This window comes from Bacteroides nordii, from assembly GCF_019930665.1.
Taxonomy (GTDB): domain Bacteria; phylum Bacteroidota; class Bacteroidia; order Bacteroidales; family Bacteroidaceae; genus Bacteroides; species Bacteroides nordii.
The window spans coordinates 4,665,860-4,682,981 of the sequence record NZ_CP082886.1; the positions used below are offsets into that span (position 1 = coordinate 4,665,860).

Here is a 17,122-nt window from a genome sequence, read left to right on the forward strand (position 1 = left end):
AATAAAAATGTTTCATTGTTATAATTTTAATTCGAATATTTCTGATTTACATACAAAAAAAAGACCAAAAATATAAAAAACAGATTGATAGCAATTTAGATTAACGCCAATGAATAAGAATGTAGAATTAATCCACAAAACCGGGGAGTATTTACACAAGATTAATTGGAGAATAATCCTTCAATACAATTTATCAAGAATAGGCAAATTTCTATGCTTTTTCCTCATTAACCCCACCGGATATTTATTAACGTAAAGATAACGTTGCAATAACATACTATGATTAAGCCACCCTCTATCTTTGCAACATCGAAAGAAACAAATAAAAGTATAAACCCATAAAACAGTAATAGTATGAAAACTTTAGTATTATCAGTAGTAATTGCAATGACATTCGTATTGAATACAGTAAGTGGCAACAATCTCCCCGAATTTGCTTACAACACCACAACAAACGGAGAACAAGTGGAAAGTCAGACCGTATATACAGTAGAAAACGGTAAATACCTGCATCCGCATCTGAAATATAACTATACGTATAATGCTGATGGAAGCGTTTCGAAAAAAGAAGTATTGAAATGGAGTGAGATTATGCAGGTATTTGAAAAGCAATACTGCCTGAATTTCACACATGACCTTCAGGAGAATAGTATCGAATACGCAGCATGGGATGCTAAGACGGATTCTTACTCAGATATAAAATCGAAAGCTGTCTATCAGACCAGAGATTCCGGACAGATACTCAACTACCAGAGCTACGAATGGAATAAAAAAGAAAACAACTGGAATCTGGCTACCGAACATACGATCCTGAATGGAAATGACGGTTTGTTTGCCAACAAATAATCTCTCTTTACAATAACTCTGACAAAAGCAACAGGGCTGCAAGACTTTACATCTCGCAGCCCTGCCATTTTAATACCTGCTGATCTTATTTTGTACTGGCCAGAAGGCGAACAATATTATCATGATTCAGTGCATAAGTACTCTTTTCCATATTCTTATCGAAAGTACGACTTCCGGCATTCCAAAGAGCATAATTCATTTCAACCTCATTGGTATTGTAAGTGATATCAAGTTTGAAATAAGGAGTCCAAGCCTCTTTCACACTATCCCATTTTGCAGCTTCTTTACAAACTACACGGTTTTCATTGTCATAAGTATAAGTGTAGCGAAGATGACGGAACAGATAACCGGATTCATTTTTAAAGATAGTCTTAGCTACCAGTAATTCACCATTCATCTCATCATTTTTCACATAGTCAACAGGATTACCTGCATTAGCACTCATTACACTTGCCATTAACACTGCTACCATTACCACTGCTTTGAAAAATACATTTGCTTTCATAATCGTTATTTTTTTATTGTTATTATTCTTTGGGTTTGTGGCTGCTGTTTTTTCTCAACCGCCTTCACATATAGATAGTCAATAGCCGTGCCAAAGACATAACAATCTGATTATCAATAGATATCACTTTTCAGATAGCGTTCATTTCCGAACAGCTGTCCGCTCACAACCGGACAGTGAGATTAATTTTGCCCGTTAACGTAAAAATAACATTGGAAGAAGGAAGATAAATATAACCTGATAAAGCTTCATTCCTCCAAAATCCTTATCAGGTCTTAATAAAAAGAACTTCTTTCTTAAAGTATGTTTAATAACATTCTTTTTTACTTGGATAATTTGCAGATTTCGCTAAAGTCCGTATCTTTGCAATGTGTTTTTCATAGTATTAGATTTAAGGTTAACAAAGGTTGGAGCAAGGCGTTGCTCCTTTTTTTATGCCCATACTTCTCAAATGCTCCTTTCAACTGCATCAACTCCACACCGATTTTTACGCAACTTTGTGGTTATCTGAAAATAATCCCGTAAATTTGTTCCCAATTAATGAAATAACATAATAAATCACTATAAACAAAAGGATTATCGCTATGGAATATAATTTCAGGGATATTGAAAAGAAGTGGCAAAAACGGTGGGTAGAAAGTAAAACCTACCAGGTGAAGGAAGATGAATCGAAACAAAAATTCTATGTGCTGAATATGTTTCCTTATCCGTCGGGAGCAGGACTACATGTAGGACATCCGCTGGGATATATTGCTTCGGACATTTACGCCCGCTACAAACGCCTGCAAGGTTTCAATGTACTGAATCCTATGGGATATGACGCATACGGCCTGCCTGCCGAACAGTATGCTATCCAGACAGGGCAACACCCTGCTATTACAACCATAAAGAATATCGACCGCTATCGGGAGCAATTGGATAAAATAGGGTTCTCTTTTGACTGGAACCGCGAAATACGTACATGCGATCCGGAATATTATCATTGGACACAATGGGCGTTTATGAAAATGTTCAATAGCTATTATTGTAACGATGAACAGCAGGCACGCCCTATCGAAGAGCTTATCCAGGCTTTCGGAATCTACGGAACAGAAGGTATGAACGTTGCTTGTAGTGAGGAACTCAACTTTACTGCTGACGAGTGGAAAGCAAAAAGTGAAAAAGAGCAGCAGGAAATCCTGATGAATTATCGTATCGCTTACCTGGGCAACACCATGGTGAACTGGTGCCCGGATTTAGGAACAGTACTTGCCAACGATGAAGTTGTAGACGGTGTTTCCGAGCGCGGTGGTTTCCCGGTTATCCAAAAGGTAATGCGCCAGTGGTGTCTCCGTGTATCTGCTTATGCCCAACGTCTGCTCGATGGTCTGGATACTGTAGAATGGACAGATTCTCTGAAAGAAACTCAGCGCAATTGGATTGGCCGTTCAGAAGGTGCCGAAATGCAGTTTAAAGTGAAAGACTCTGATATTGAATTCACCATTTTTACCACTCGTGCCGATACAGTATTCGGTGTAACCTTCATGGTACTTGCCCCCGAAAGTGAACTTGTGGCACAGCTCACCACTCCCGGACAACAAGCAGAAGTAGATGCTTACCTTGAACGCACCAAAAAGCGTACGGAACGTGAACGTATTGCCGACCGCAGTGTAAGCGGTGTATTCTCCGGAAGCTATGCCATCAACCCGCTGACAAACGAAGCTATCCCCGTATGGATCAGTGATTATGTATTGGCAGGTTATGGCACGGGAGCTATCATGGCCGTACCTGCACATGACAGTCGTGACTATGCGTTTGCCAAACACTTCGGCCTTGAAATCCGTCCGCTGATCGAAGGTTGTGATGTCAGTGAAGAAAGCTTCGATGCCAAAGAAGGTATCATGATGAACTCTCCACGTCCGGGTGCTCCCGAAGGTGGACTGGTATTGAATGGTCTGACCGTAAAAGAAGCCATTGCCAAAACAAAAGAATATATCCAAACTTCCGGACTGGGACGGGTAAAAGTTAACTTCCGCTTGCGCGACGCCATTTTCTCGCGCCAACGTTATTGGGGTGAACCCTTCCCGGTTTACTACAAAGACGGTATGCCCTATATGATTGACGAAGCCTGTCTGCCGCTCGAATTGCCGGAAGTTGACAAATTCCTGCCTACCGAAACCGGTGAACCTCCATTGGGACATGCTACCAAATGGGCATGGGACACTGTAAACAAGTGCATAACCGAAAACGACAAGATAGATAATATATCGATCTTCCCGCTCGAACTCAACACAATGCCGGGCTTTGCAGGTTCTTCCGCATACTACCTCCGCTATATGGACCCGCGCAATACCCAGGCACTTGTTGATCCCGCTATCTGCCAGTACTGGAAGAACGTTGATCTCTATGTAGGCGGTACGGAACATGCAACCGGACACCTGATTTACTCTCGTTTCTGGAATAAATTCCTGTATGACCTCAATGTATCTGTAATGGAAGAACCGTTCCAGAAACTCGTAAACCAGGGAATGATACAAGGACGCAGTAACTTTGTATACCGTATCAAGAATACCAATACGTTCGTTTCTCTGAACCTGAAAGATCAGTACGATGTCACTCCTATCCATGTAGATGTAAACATCGTATCCAATGATATTCTCGATCTGGAAGCTTTCAAAGCATGGCGTCCTGAATTTGAAACGGCAGAATTCATTCTTGAAGACGGCAAATATATCTGTGGCTGGGCAGTTGAAAAGATGAGTAAATCAATGTTCAACGTTGTGAACCCGGATATGATTGTAGAGAAATACGGTGCCGATACACTCCGCATGTATGAAATGTTCCTCGGTCCGGTAGAACAAGCCAAACCGTGGGATACAAACGGTATTGACGGTGTGCACCGCTTTATCCGTAAATTCTGGGCACTGTTCTATAACCGTAATGACGAGTATATCGTAACAGACGAACCGGCTACCAAAGAAGAGTTGAAGTCATTGCACAAACTGATTAAGAAAGTGACGAGTGACATTGAGCAATTCTCTTATAATACTTCAGTAAGCGCATTCATGATCTGTGTAAATGAACTCAGTACACTGAAATGCAGCAAGAAAGAGATATTGGAGAAATTGGTAATCGTCCTTGCTCCCTTCGCTCCGCACGTATGCGAAGAGCTATGGGATACATTGGGAAATACAACCTCTGTCTGCGATGCCCAATGGCCTGCTTTCAACGAAGAATACCTGAAGGAAGACGTAGTAAACTACACCATCTCTTTCAACGGTAAAGCCCGTTTTACTATGGAGTTTCCGGCAGATGCTGCCAGTGATGTTATCCAGGCGGAAGTATTGGCAGACGAACGTTCTCAGAAGTGGACGGAAGGTAAAACTCCGAAAAAGGTAATTGTAGTGCCGAAGAAGATTGTAAACGTTGTGATTTAAAATAAAATCTATATGTATAAACCTACAAAAGCTGAAGTGATGCGGGAAGCCAGAGATTACATCTTCATCACACTCGGATTGTTCAGTTATGCCCTCGGATGGGCTGCTTTTCTGATCCCGTATCAGATTACCACCGGGGGTACAACAGGTATTGGTGCCATCATCTATTATGCCACGGGATTTCCCATCCAATGGTCGTATTTCATCATCAATGCCGTACTGATGACCTTTGCTATCAAGATACTCGGTCCGAAGTTCAGCATCAAAACCACGTATGCCATCTTTATGCTTACGTTTTTGCTATGGTTTCTGCAATTAGTGGTAAACGGGGCGGACGGCGTTCCTCCCAAAGTATTGGGTGAAGGACAAGACTTCATGGCCTGCCTGATCGGAGCAGCGATGTGTGGTATAGGTTTAGGCGTAGTATTCAACTGTAACGGAAGCACTGGCGGTACGGATATCATTGCAGCTATCGTCAACAAATACAAAGATGTCACCTTAGGACGCATGATTATGATCTGTGACGTTGTCATCATCAGTTCTTGCTATTTCATTTTCAATGACTGGCGAAGAGTGATATTTGGCTTTGTAACGTTGCTTATCATCGGTTTCGTTCTGGACTATATTGTAAATAGCGCCCGCCAATCCGTACAGTTCTTTATTTTCTCTAAAGACTACGAAAAGATTGCCGACCGTATAACCAAAGAGACCCACCGCGGAGTGACCGTACTCGATGGTATAGGATGGTATAGCAAGCACAATGTAAAAGTGCTTGTAGTACTTGCCTACAAACGTCAGTCGGTTGAGATATTCCGGTTGGTAAAGGATATAGATCCGAATGCGTTTATCTCTCAAAGTTCCGTCATTGGAGTATACGGAGAGGGATTTGACAGGCTGAAGGTAAAATAGAAGCAACTTATATCTTTTCAAAATAAATGCCGGTCGTATTTGTATTAAGCAGTACGATCGGTATTCTATTACAAGAGGATTAGCCAATGAACTATCATAAACAGTCAATCCACCACTAATCTCTGTCTTTCCAATATATAGAAGACTATACTTGGGAATTTGGTAAATACACTTCCTAATATAGAACATCGTATGCAATCAAAATTAGAATAATAAGTGGTTGTTATTCTTCTAATATATCAATATTCGAAAATTATCATGTATATTTGCAACTATACAAAAATTTACTACTATGTATTTTAAGTTTGAAAAGAAATGGATAGAAAATACACTGATTCTTATTGGTATTAGTGCATTGATTCCTCTCATAATTCTCTCTATTTACACTCAACCCTGTAATGATGATTATAATTACGCTTTAAGAGATAGCAGCACCAATTTTATTTATGCAGGTATTGATACTTACCTTAATTTTTCCGGAAGATATTTCGCTACATTCATTTCGCGTCTCAACCCGCTTATATATCACTCTTTAGAAGCATATAAGATATATACTATCATATTACTTTGTGTGTTTTTATTCGCTATGTATTATTTAGTATCTACCTTATCCTCAAAGACACTAAATAAGCGTGAAAAAATTGCTCTGACAGCTCTTCTATTTATTGTATACATTATACAATGTCCCAGCATATCGCAATCGTTTTATTGGTTTTCGGGATATGCTGCTTATACATTTCCTTCTATTTTATTAATTTGGCTATTTGGAAGTTTACTTAAATCTACTCAGATTCTGCGTACTATATTAAATATACTATTAGTTATCTGTATAGCAGGTAGTAATGAAATATCAACTGTTATTCTATTTTGTACACTTGCTTTTATTAACATAGAATGGCGGTTGCAGCATAACAAAAAGTGGAATAGAAGTTTTCTTCTTTTATGGGTTGTAGCAGCGATATGTACTCTAATTGTTGTACTATCGCCAGGCAATGCAGTAAGGATGCAGGGTGAAACCAGCTCTAATAATATTATATGGACAATAGGCGGCTCTATCTTACAAACATTGTCATGGTTTCCAATCTGGGGATCGGTACTTTTAATGATTTCCATCATCTACATTCCACTTTTTGGAAAAAGAATATCAGAAAGTACTTCGGAAAAACTTCATTTACTGTTTTCTATCAAAATAAAACATTTTCTTCTATTTTTCATCATAACACTTTTTCTGACGCATATACCACCAACCTGGGGATTAGGAACGGTTGCCATAGGAAGATTGGCAAATGCTATCTATGTCTTTTTTATACTATGCTGGCTATACTTGACTCAATTGATAATCAATCGTTATCCGGGGATTATCACACTTCAGAATAATAAATATTATCAATTTATCTATTTAGCTTTCTTCTTCTTTTTCACTTTCAACACAGTCTATAATATTGATGGGAATATAATGACTTCATACGTTGATTTGATTACCGGAAAAGCACGAAAATATTATTTAGAACTCAATAAAAGACATCTTCTTTTAAAAGATAACCAATCAACGGAAAAAGTTATAAAAATCCCGGGAATAGAAACCATTCCAAAAACCATTTATTTTAAAGATATAAGTAGTGATAAGGATTCATGGGAAAATGAAACCTATCGTACCTATTGGAATTGCTGCCCCCAAATATATATTGAAGATACGCCAAAGCTAGAATATTCAAACATGGAATATTTGAAACTATTTATGAAGGAAATAAGAAAAAACAACTTTAGCAGAACTGAAGAATGAAGAAAAAACTCGTATTTGCCACCAATAACTTACATAAATTGGAAGAGGTATCTCATATATTAGCCAATACTTTCGATTTATTAAGTCTTAAGGATATCAATTGTTACTCTGATATCCCGGAAACAGCAGAAACATTGGAAGGAAATGCATTATTAAAAGCAAAATTCGTATATGACTATTATCAAATGAATTGCTTCGCTGATGATACAGGCTTGGAAGTAGAAGCATTAAATGGGGCTCCGGGAGTTTACTCTGCCCGTTATGCCGGTAACAGTCATGATTCGCAAGCCAATATGAAAAAACTATTGACTGAACTCAAAGGAATAAATAATCGCAAAGCACAATTCCGCACAGTTATTTCTCTTATCATGGATGGAAAAGAATATTTTTTTGAAGGAATCATAAGAGGGAATATTATTGAAAAGGAAAGAGGTACATCCGGATTCGGATATGACCCTATTTTTGTTCCGGAAGAATACAATCAAACATTTGCTGAATTAGGAAATGATATCAAAAATAAAATAAGCCATCGTGCACAAGCGATTGATAAACTTTGCAAATTCATACAAAACATACAATAAATAATCTATTAATTAGTTATTTATAACACAAGCACATAGAACTCAAAATACTAATCTATGTGCTTGTTTAATTTTATTATAGTATGATGAAAAAAGCAATATTTACTCTTATTTATATCTTCGTGACTATAGGAACTATATTTGCCCAACAACAAGCTATTGGCAATTGGCGTTCTCATCTCTCTTATCATAATGTTACTTATACTGAACCAGCAGGAGAAATAATTTATGCTCTAGGCAATAATGGATTATTCTCGTATAATACAGATGATACAAGCATTCAATGTTATGAAAAAGCCAATCCATTAACTGATACTGAAATTACTCACATAGCCTATAGTAAAGAATATAAAACATTGATTATTATATATTCTGATAAAAATATAGATCTTCTTGTCAATAATCGGGATGTATACAACCTTCCTGATTATATGAATAAGGATATACAAAGCAAAGATATATATCATATTCATTTAGCCAAAGAATACGCTTATTTATCAACTTCTTTCGGATTGGTTATACTAAACTTAAAGAAGAAAGAAATTAGTAATGCTTATATTTTAAATAAAAAAGTGAATGCCTGTTCAGTAGATGATAATAAAATATATGCCGCCACTGATGAAGGTTTATTCACAGGAATATTAACCGATAATCTATTAGATATTAGTAACTGGAAAAAAGTATCTGATACTTCATATACCTATCTATCAATGTATAATGATAATCTAATAGGATATATCAATCCACAAGGAATTTATCTTATTAACAAACAAGATTATAGTTATTCACTGATAGGTAGTGGATATTTTAATTCTATGAAAATATACGCTGATAAATTAATAGCAACGAATAATAATTCAGCTGTAATTTTTAACGATATAAACAATAAGAATTATTTTAGCAGTAATGAATTTGAAATAGCTCACCTTTCTTACAATAATGGAGTTTATTGGGCAGGTGGATATGAGAATGGACTTATAGGATTAAAAATAAATGAATCTGATAAAACATTTAAAACCATTTTATCTAATATTATACCTAATAGCCCAATAAGAAATCTCCCTTATTTCATAAAATTTGAAGGTGAACGTATGTTTGTAACCGGAGGTGGTTTAACAACACAAATACTAAATAATAAAGGAACTATTATGACATTTGAAAATAATACCTGGGATCATTTCCAAGAAGATGGCATAACAGAATTAACAGGAGCCCGTTATCGTAACATAACCTCAATAGCAGAAGATCCAAGAGATAACAAACATCATTTTGCTTCATCAACTGGAGAAGGGTTATATGAGTTTTATGACAAAAAGTTTGTAAAACTCTATAGACTAAACAATAGTACACTTGAATCAGCACTTCCTGACAGTCAACATAAAAACGAATATGTATGGGTTAATGGACTTGTATATGATAATAATCAAAATCTCTGGATGTTGAATTGTACACCATATCATCAAATACATATATTAGATAAGAACAATAAATGGATTCCTTTGGGCTATGCTGAAATAGGTAATCCTCCTAACTTTGAACATGCCTTGTTTGACCGTCGTGGTTGGTTATGGGCTGCTGCTACTTATAAAGACAGAGGAGGATTATTCTGTCTAAATCATAAAGGAACATTAGAAGATACATTAGATGATCAACACAAATTTATGACTAAATTTACAAATCAAGACGGAACTATATTAAATTACTCTATATATTGTATAGCTGAAGATAAAGATGGAGCTATTTGGATTGGAACTAGTCAGGGACCTCTTGTTATTACTAATCCTTCAAAAGTATTTGATGATGATTTTTATTGTACACAGATTAAAGTACCAAGAAATGATGGTACCAATTTAGCTGATTTTTTATTAACTAATACCTTAATAAAAACAATAGTAATAGATGGTGCTAATAGAAAATGGATAGGTACAGAATACGAAGGAGTTTATCTTTTAAGTGAAGATGGGATGGAAACTATTCATCATTTTACAGCTGAAAATAGTCCATTACTATCTAATAGTATATCTTCTATTGCTATACATCCACGTACTGGCGAAGTTTTTATAGGAACAAGTAAAGGACTAATATCATATCAAAGTGATGCAACTGAAGGAGGTGAACAGTTAAGTGAAGATGCTTATGCCTATCCTAATCCGGTAAAGTCCGATTATACCGGAGTCATTACAGTAACAGGACTAGTAAGAGATACAAATGTAAAAATAACCAATACAAGCGGAAAACTAATTTATTCCGGTACTTCAGTTGGAGGACAATTTACCTGGAACGGACGTAATCTCCAAGGTAATAAAGTATCTAGTGGAATTTATTTTGTATTAGCTGCTGACAAAGATGGTAAACAAGGCATTGCTACAAAAATAGTAATTATTCGATGAAAGATTTATTAAGCAAACAATCAAAGGAACTATTGAATAAAGGTAATTGCTTTGATTTTATCAGATACTTTTTTACTATATCTATTATCATTGTACACTTTTGTTATCTGAATGACATAAAAGTATTTTGGTTTATTTCAGGAGCTACCGGAGTAAGAGCTTTCTTTATCATCAGTGGATTTCTTATCTTCTATAGTCACATTGAAAAACAAAGTATCAGATACTATATAGAGAAAAGAATCAGACGTATTCTTCCACCCTATATATCAGTAATAATATTATGTGTAGTAGCTGGTATTTTTATGACACAATTAAGTTTAAAAGACTATCTCAGTAGTAGTGAAACTTACAAATATCTCATAGCTAATCTTAGTTTCCTCAACTTTCTACAACCAACTCTTCCTGGTGTTTTTGAGTCAAATCCAATAACAGCAATAAACGGGTCACTCTGGACTATGAAAGTAGAAGTTATGTTTTATATTAGTGTTCCTTTTATATTTTGGATGTTAAAAAGATACAACAAATTATGGATTATGATAGCAATCTTTCTAATTGCTATCATCTATGAGTATTGTTTTACTAAACTATACGAACAAACAAATAATGATTTTTATTTACTAATAAGAAAACAATTTGGTAGTCAGCTTGTTTATTTCTATTCAGGAACTTTTATTTTATTATATTTCGATCATTTTATTAAATACCTTAAATTTTTATTTCCAATTGCTATTATTATTTATTATTTTCAAGATTCCTATTATTTATTGACTTACTTAGAACCACTAGCTTTAGCAACAATAATTATTGGATTAGCATACAGTTTAAAATACTTGAATTTCTTAAGAAAGTATGACAATATCTCTTACGGAATGTACTTATATCATTTTCCTGTTACACAAGCCGTAGTTTATTATATAGCTCCCCATTCTACTATTTATATATCTTTCATTCTATCTTTATTATTAACCATTATAATTTCTCTAATCTCCTGGAAATTGATAGAAAAACCTATAATCATGGGGTATAAGATAAAAGCTGGTAATAAATAATAAATAAGAGATTATTGCCTATTACCAGCTTATTCATATTTTATAATCCTAATTTCTCCGAAATCTCCAACATCCGCTTTATCGGCTTTACCGCTTTCTCTGCTATTTCCGGATCAACCAGTATCTCCGGTGACTCATTCTTCAGACACTCATAGAGCTTCTCCAGCGTATTTAGTCTCATAAAGCTACACTCGTTACATGCACAGGTACTATCATTCGGTGGAGCGGGAATAAACGTCTTTTCCGGGCATTTCTTCTGCATCTCATGAAGAATACCCGATTCGGTAGCTACAATGAATCGTTGTTCACTGCTGTTAACAGCATATTTCAATAAGGCAGCTGTAGAACCTACAACGTCTGCCAGTTTCAATACTGTACTCTTACATTCAGGATGCGCAAGTACGATGGCATCAGGATATTGTGTTTTCAGCTCCAGAATCTTTTCTACCGAAAACTGCTCATGCACATGACAGGCACCATCCCACAATAACATCTGCCGGTTCGTAACTGAGTTGATATAATTTCCAAGATTGCGGTCCGGACCAAAAATTATTTTCTCATCTTTGGGAAAGCTTTCTACTATTTGCTTTGCATTGGTAGAAGTTACCACTACATCGGTTACAGCTTTCACAGCAGCCGTTGTATTGACATAGGATATCACCGTATATCCGGGATGCTCTTTGACAAACTGTGCAAACTGATCTGCCGGACAACTATCGGCCAATGAACAACCTGCATTCATATCAGGCACTAATACCTTCTTTTCAGGACAGAGCACCTTTGCCGTTTCACCCATAAAATGAACACCGCACATCACAATGATATCCGCTTTTGTTTTGGCAGCCCATTGAGCCAATGCCAGACTGTCGCCTACATAGTCGGCGATATCTTGTATCTCACCCTTCTGGTAGTAGTGACCCAGAATAACTGCATTCTTTTCTTTTTTCAGCTCGTTAATAGCTTTTATGAGTTCATTCATAATAATTTTATTTTCTCTCCTTTTTAAAGAAAAATCCTTTGTTAGTGATAATAGGCTGTTAATAGTGTTAGCAAATAAAAGCTGTTTTTCTTGTCAGATAAGTTATTAGTCTCCAATACACAGTTATCAGTATATTATGAACGGACTGAAAAGAGGCTATTGGCTGATAATAAGCTATCTCTCAATTTGTATTAACACCTTGTTGATAAAGTGCAAAGTTAAAAACTTTATGGATATAAACAGGGTAATAAGTGCTGAAAAATATGTTTAAGAATGCATTGAAAGTTTATATTAACTTTTTTGTATTGTTCATTATAAGTCTTCCTTATACCTTCTTCTGAATAATGCAAGAGTTAGTTTTCAAAATCTTTGCTTTAAGTTTTGACAGGTTTTCAACGGTTATAAACAGGTGTGTTAACAGAAAAGAATTACTTTTGCAGTAGCTAAGAAATAATAAGGATATGAACATGCGAAAATTGAAAATAACCGAGCTGAACCGGATAAGTGCAGAGGAATTTAAAGAAGCGGATAAACTGCCTTTGGTAGTAGTACTGGATGATATCAGGAGTTTACATAATATTGGTTCTGTGTTCCGTACGTCAGATGCATTTCGTATTGAATGTATTTATCTGTGTGGGATTACGGCTACTCCTCCGCATCCGGAAATGCATAAGACAGCTTTAGGTGCCGAATTTACAGTTAACTGGAAGTATGTTAATAACGCTGTTGAAGCTGTTGATAACCTCAAAAATGAAGGATATATTGTTTATTCGGTGGAACAGGCTGAAGGCAGTATCATGTTGGATGAACTGGAACTGGATAAGACAAAGAAATATGCCATCGTTATGGGAAATGAAGTGAAAGGAGTACAACAGGAAGTTATTGACCATTCGGATGGTTGTATAGAAATTCCCCAATATGGTACTAAACATTCACTGAATGTATCTGTGACGACGGGGATTGTAATATGGGACCTCTTTAAGAAGCTAAAAATTAGTGATAAGTGAGTAGTGATAAGTGATTAGTAAGCTGCGCGAATATACCACATGGAACTAATCACTTATCACTAAACTACTCATCACTATTTCAAATTTGTCCGTTTTCCACCAATATCACTACCCGTTCGGTGAGTTTATCTTCACCATTCGGGTCGTATTCTTTTTTAAGACTAGCACCGAAGAGAGCGGCAAAGGTTTGATAGAAACCTGCTTTAAAAGGTCCCATGAAAGCTTTTACTAATTCAAAAGAGGTTTGATTACTTTGTCGGTCTACCAGCTTTATTAACAATTTACCCTGTGCAAAAGAAAGTTTTTTCATCCGGGGGGTATATTGATCTTTGAGACCTTTTTCTACTCTTTTAATGTGTTTCTGACGTGCTTTTTCGTTTGGGAGAGTTTGCAGATATTCATAAGTTTCGAGTATGGTACGGTTGATTTCCCGGGCTATGGGATATACCTTCTTGACATTTCTTACCAACCTGTAATACTCCATGCGTTCTTTATCATTTTTAAACTTTAATGGCTTAAAAATATAAACGGTAGGTAGTTGTACACAGGGTATGGTATCTCCTTCATAAATACAAACCGGAACAAGGTATCCTCCTCTGCTTTGTTTATCTTGTGCCAGAACGGACTGGAAAGAAAGAAACAGAGCAAACAGTGTAAGTATTACTATGTTAGGTCTTGTATTCATGTCGCAAAATTACAAGATTATTTTATTATTTGTTCAATTCCTTGTAGTGTTAACCTATTTAAAGTATCTTCGCTATCTGACAAAAGTAAAAATGAATGAAAAACACATGCCTTTTTCGGCTGTTTTTAGTTATTAACCTCTTGTTGATAATGCCTGTTAATAAAGCTCAGAACCCTTCTGTGGATATTCTGGAGGAGGTTATTGAGGATATCTCTGTTAATAACGATGACAGTGAAGAGATAAATTGGGGAGATAAGATTGAGGAACTTTCTGAACGTATTCAGCAACCTGTCAATCTGAATACCGCTACCAAAGAACAGTTGGAGCAGCTTCCTTTTCTATCTGATATTCAGATTGAGAACCTGTTGGCTTATGTGTATATTCACGGGCAGATGCAAACCATTTATGAATTACAGTTGGTAGAAGAGATGGATCGTCGGACTATTCATTATTTACTTCCTTTTGTTTGTGTACAACCTGTTGATAAGAAAGAGTCTTTGCCCCGTCTAAAGGATGTGTTCAGGTATGGTAAACATGAAGTGTTAACTCGTTTGGATATTCCGTTCTATACACGTAAGGGATATGAAAAAACTTATTTGGGACCCTCTATGTACCACTCTCTGCGATATGGCTTTCGGTATAGAGAGAATGTTTATGCCAGTATAACCGGAGAAAAAGACGCGGGTGAACCTTTTGGTGCATTACATAATAAACAGGGCTATGATTACTATTCATATTACTTGTTAATAACTAAAATAGGACGGTTGAAAACTCTGGCTTTAGGCAACTATCGGTTAAGCTTTGGTCAAGGATTAGTAGTGAATACTGATTTTCTTATGGGAAAGAGTATTTATCTTTCTTCATTGACATTCCGGAACGGAGGTATACGAAAGCATTCTTCTACGGATGAATATAATTATTTTCGGGGAGTAGCTACTGCTGTAGAACTAAGTAAACATCTGGTATTATCAGCTTTTTATTCACATCGCAGTATGGATGGAGTGATAGAGGAAGGTGAAATAACTTCTATTTATAAGACTGGTTTACATCGTAGTCAGAAGGAGGCTGATAAAAAGAATGTTTTCACAATGCAATTAACAGGTGGAAATATGACTTATACAAATAATCATCTGAAATTGGGATTGACTGGTATTTACTACTTTTTTGATCATTCTTTTGAACCCGAACTACGACAGTATTCCAAATATAATATTCATGGTAACAGGTTTTATAATGTAGGACTGGATTATGGATATCGTTGGCATCGTTTTTCTTTTCTGGGAGAAGCAGCTATTGGCAAAAAGGGATTTGCTCTTTTAAATAAATTGCAGTATTCTCCTGTACAAGGAGCCAATTTATTGTTGATACATCGTTATTATACACATGATTATTGGGCAATGTTTGCCCGTTCGTTTGGCGAAGGTAGTAATGTACAGAATGAAAATGGCTGGTATTTTGCCGGTGAAATATTTCCTTTTCGTCATTGGAAATTCTTTGCATCTATAGATTTATTCTCTTTTCCCTGGTGGAAGTACAAGATAAGTAAACCTTCGCAAGGTATTGATGGAGTGTTACAAATGAACTTTACTCCTCATAGAGAACTTACTATGTATCTGAATTATCGTTATAAACGAAAAGAAAGAGATGTGACCGGAACGAATGGTGAAATTACTCTGCCAACTTATCACCATCGGTTGCGCTACCGGCTGAACTATTCACCGGATGATTTGTTTTCCCTTCGTACAACGGTTGATTATAATAACTTCCACTCTTCAGGGGAAGTAGCCGGTCAGGGTTATCAGATTACGCAAATGATAGCTTACCGTTTATCCTGTATTCCGCTAAGGGCTGAACTACAAGGAAGCTTCTTTCATACCGATAATTATGATACCCGTGTATACGTTGCAGAAAAAGGTTTGCTTTATACTTTTTACACTCCTTCGTTTCAGGGTAAAGGAATACATCTGGCAATCAATATGCGCTATGATCTGAATACACATTGGATGATGATAATTAGGATGGGACAAACGATATACTATGATCGTAATGAAATAGGTTCCGGATATGACTTGATACGAAATAATAAAAAAGCAGACTTACAGATGCAATTACGCCTGAAGTTTTAATATATTTGCATGATAGTATTATCAATCGTAAATTGTAAATCGTCAAATTGTAAAATCTCATCATGACTGTTATTTATCCTTCCCCTATATTTGGCCCTGTTCATTCCCGCCGTTTGGGAGTATCTTTGGGAATAAATCTTTTACCCTCCGATGGAAAGGTATGTTCGTTTGATTGTATCTATTGTGAATGTGGTTTTAATGCAGATCATCGCCCTTCTAAGCCCTTGCCTACTCGTGAGGAAATACGTGAAGCACTTGAAATCCGTTTGAAAGATATGCTGGTAAATGGTCCTTTTCCTGATGTGCTGACTTTTGCCGGGAATGGTGAACCTACGGCACATCCTCATTTTCCGGAAATTATTGAAGATACGCTGGCTCTTCGTGATAAGTATTTCCCGAAAGCAAAAGTGAGCGTATTGAGTAATTCAACGTTTATTCATCGTCCGGCTGTATTCGAAGCATTGAATAAGATAGATAATAATATTTTAAAACTGGATACAGTGGATAGTGATTATATTCATCTAATTGACCGTCCTGCTGGTAAATATTCTGTATCAGAGATAATTGATAATCTGAAAGCTTTTAAAGGAAACTGTATTATCCAGACAATGTTTATGAAAGGTACTTATCGGGGACAAGATGTGAATAATACTTCTGATAAGTATGTATTACCCTGGTTAGAAATGATAAAGGAGATTGCTCCCCGGCAAGTGATGATTTATACGATTGATCGTGAAACTCCTGACCATGATTTGCAGAAAGCTACACATGAAGAATTAGATAGAATATTATCTTTATTAACTGGAGCAGGTATTTCCGCATCTGCTTCTTATTAGAAGAAGGAAT

General features: G+C 36.2%; 13 protein-coding genes. 10 read left to right on the top strand and 3 right to left on the bottom strand.

Annotation, left to right across the window (positions count from 1 at the left end; all coding sequences use genetic code 11):
- The first annotated feature begins 354 nt into the window (after positions 1-354).
- Entirely contained in the window at positions 355-846 is a 492-nt protein-coding gene (locus K8P02_RS18165; protein ID WP_025868297.1) for a DUF3836 domain-containing protein, read from the top strand.
- A gap of 85 nt (positions 847-931) precedes the next feature.
- Here K8P02_RS18165 and K8P02_RS18170 read toward each other — a convergent pair whose 3' ends face one another.
- Complete coding sequence (locus tag K8P02_RS18170; protein ID WP_007483035.1) at positions 932-1,351, bottom strand: DUF3836 domain-containing protein; 420 nt, start codon at positions 1,349-1,351, stop codon at positions 932-934.
- Between the two features lie 584 nt (positions 1,352-1,935).
- On the opposite strand from K8P02_RS18170, the gene leuS reads away from it, so the two are divergent.
- The 6 genes from leuS to K8P02_RS18200 all read left to right on the top strand — a co-directional run bounded on the left by leuS (position 1,936) and on the right by K8P02_RS18200 (position 11,479).
- Positions 1,936-4,767 (top strand): leucine--tRNA ligase, encoded by a 2,832-nt coding sequence (gene leuS / locus K8P02_RS18175; RefSeq protein WP_025866622.1) that lies wholly within the window; start codon positions 1,936-1,938, stop codon positions 4,765-4,767.
- A 12-nt stretch (positions 4,768-4,779) separates the two neighbouring features.
- Positions 4,780-5,676, top strand: coding sequence for a YitT family protein (locus K8P02_RS18180; protein ID WP_007483037.1), 897 nt, complete (start codon positions 4,780-4,782; stop codon positions 5,674-5,676).
- A gap of 292 nt (positions 5,677-5,968) precedes the next feature.
- Complete coding sequence (locus K8P02_RS18185) at positions 5,969-7,459, top strand: DUF6056 family protein (RefSeq protein WP_195350912.1); 1,491 nt, start codon at positions 5,969-5,971, stop codon at positions 7,457-7,459.
- Positions 7,456-8,040: a non-canonical purine NTP diphosphatase gene (locus K8P02_RS18190; RefSeq protein WP_025866625.1), complete on the top strand. Its 585-nt coding sequence runs from the start codon at positions 7,456-7,458 to the stop codon at positions 8,038-8,040. Before K8P02_RS18185 ends, K8P02_RS18190 begins: the two co-directional genes overlap by 4 nt.
- An 83-nt stretch (positions 8,041-8,123) precedes the next feature.
- Entirely contained in the window at positions 8,124-10,430 is a 2,307-nt protein-coding gene (gene porZ, locus K8P02_RS18195) for a type IX secretion system anionic LPS delivery protein PorZ (RefSeq protein ID WP_025866626.1), read from the top strand.
- Positions 10,427-11,479: an acyltransferase family protein gene (locus K8P02_RS18200; protein WP_025866627.1), complete on the top strand. Its 1,053-nt coding sequence runs from the start codon at positions 10,427-10,429 to the stop codon at positions 11,477-11,479. The genes porZ and K8P02_RS18200 overlap by 4 nt, the downstream gene beginning before the upstream one ends.
- 40 nt (positions 11,480-11,519) lie before the next feature.
- Here K8P02_RS18200 and nadA read toward each other — a convergent pair whose 3' ends face one another.
- Positions 11,520-12,458 carry a quinolinate synthase NadA gene (gene nadA / locus K8P02_RS18205; protein WP_002558459.1) on the bottom strand — a complete coding sequence of 313 codons (939 nt, stop codon included), beginning with the start codon at positions 12,456-12,458 and terminating at the stop codon, positions 11,520-11,522.
- A gap of 467 nt (positions 12,459-12,925) precedes the next feature.
- Between nadA and K8P02_RS18210 the strand changes: the two genes are divergently transcribed.
- Positions 12,926-13,465 (top strand): RNA methyltransferase, encoded by a 540-nt coding sequence (locus K8P02_RS18210; RefSeq protein ID WP_025866628.1) that lies wholly within the window; start codon positions 12,926-12,928, stop codon positions 13,463-13,465.
- Positions 13,466-13,544: 79 nt separating this feature from the next.
- Here K8P02_RS18210 and K8P02_RS18215 read toward each other — a convergent pair whose 3' ends face one another.
- Complete coding sequence (locus K8P02_RS18215; RefSeq protein ID WP_223381628.1) at positions 13,545-14,150, bottom strand: DUF4294 domain-containing protein; 606 nt, start codon at positions 14,148-14,150, stop codon at positions 13,545-13,547.
- A gap of 95 nt (positions 14,151-14,245) precedes the next feature.
- Between K8P02_RS18215 and K8P02_RS18220 the strand changes: the two genes are divergently transcribed.
- Both K8P02_RS18220 and K8P02_RS18225 read left to right on the top strand, forming a co-directional pair.
- Positions 14,246-16,276, top strand: coding sequence for a helix-hairpin-helix domain-containing protein (locus tag K8P02_RS18220; RefSeq protein WP_223381630.1), 2,031 nt, complete (start codon positions 14,246-14,248; stop codon positions 16,274-16,276).
- A gap of 62 nt (positions 16,277-16,338) precedes the next feature.
- On the top strand, positions 16,339-17,112 hold the full coding sequence (locus K8P02_RS18225) for a radical SAM protein (RefSeq protein ID WP_025866629.1): 774 nt from the start codon (positions 16,339-16,341) through the stop codon (positions 17,110-17,112).
- Positions 17,113-17,122 lie beyond the last annotated feature (10 nt).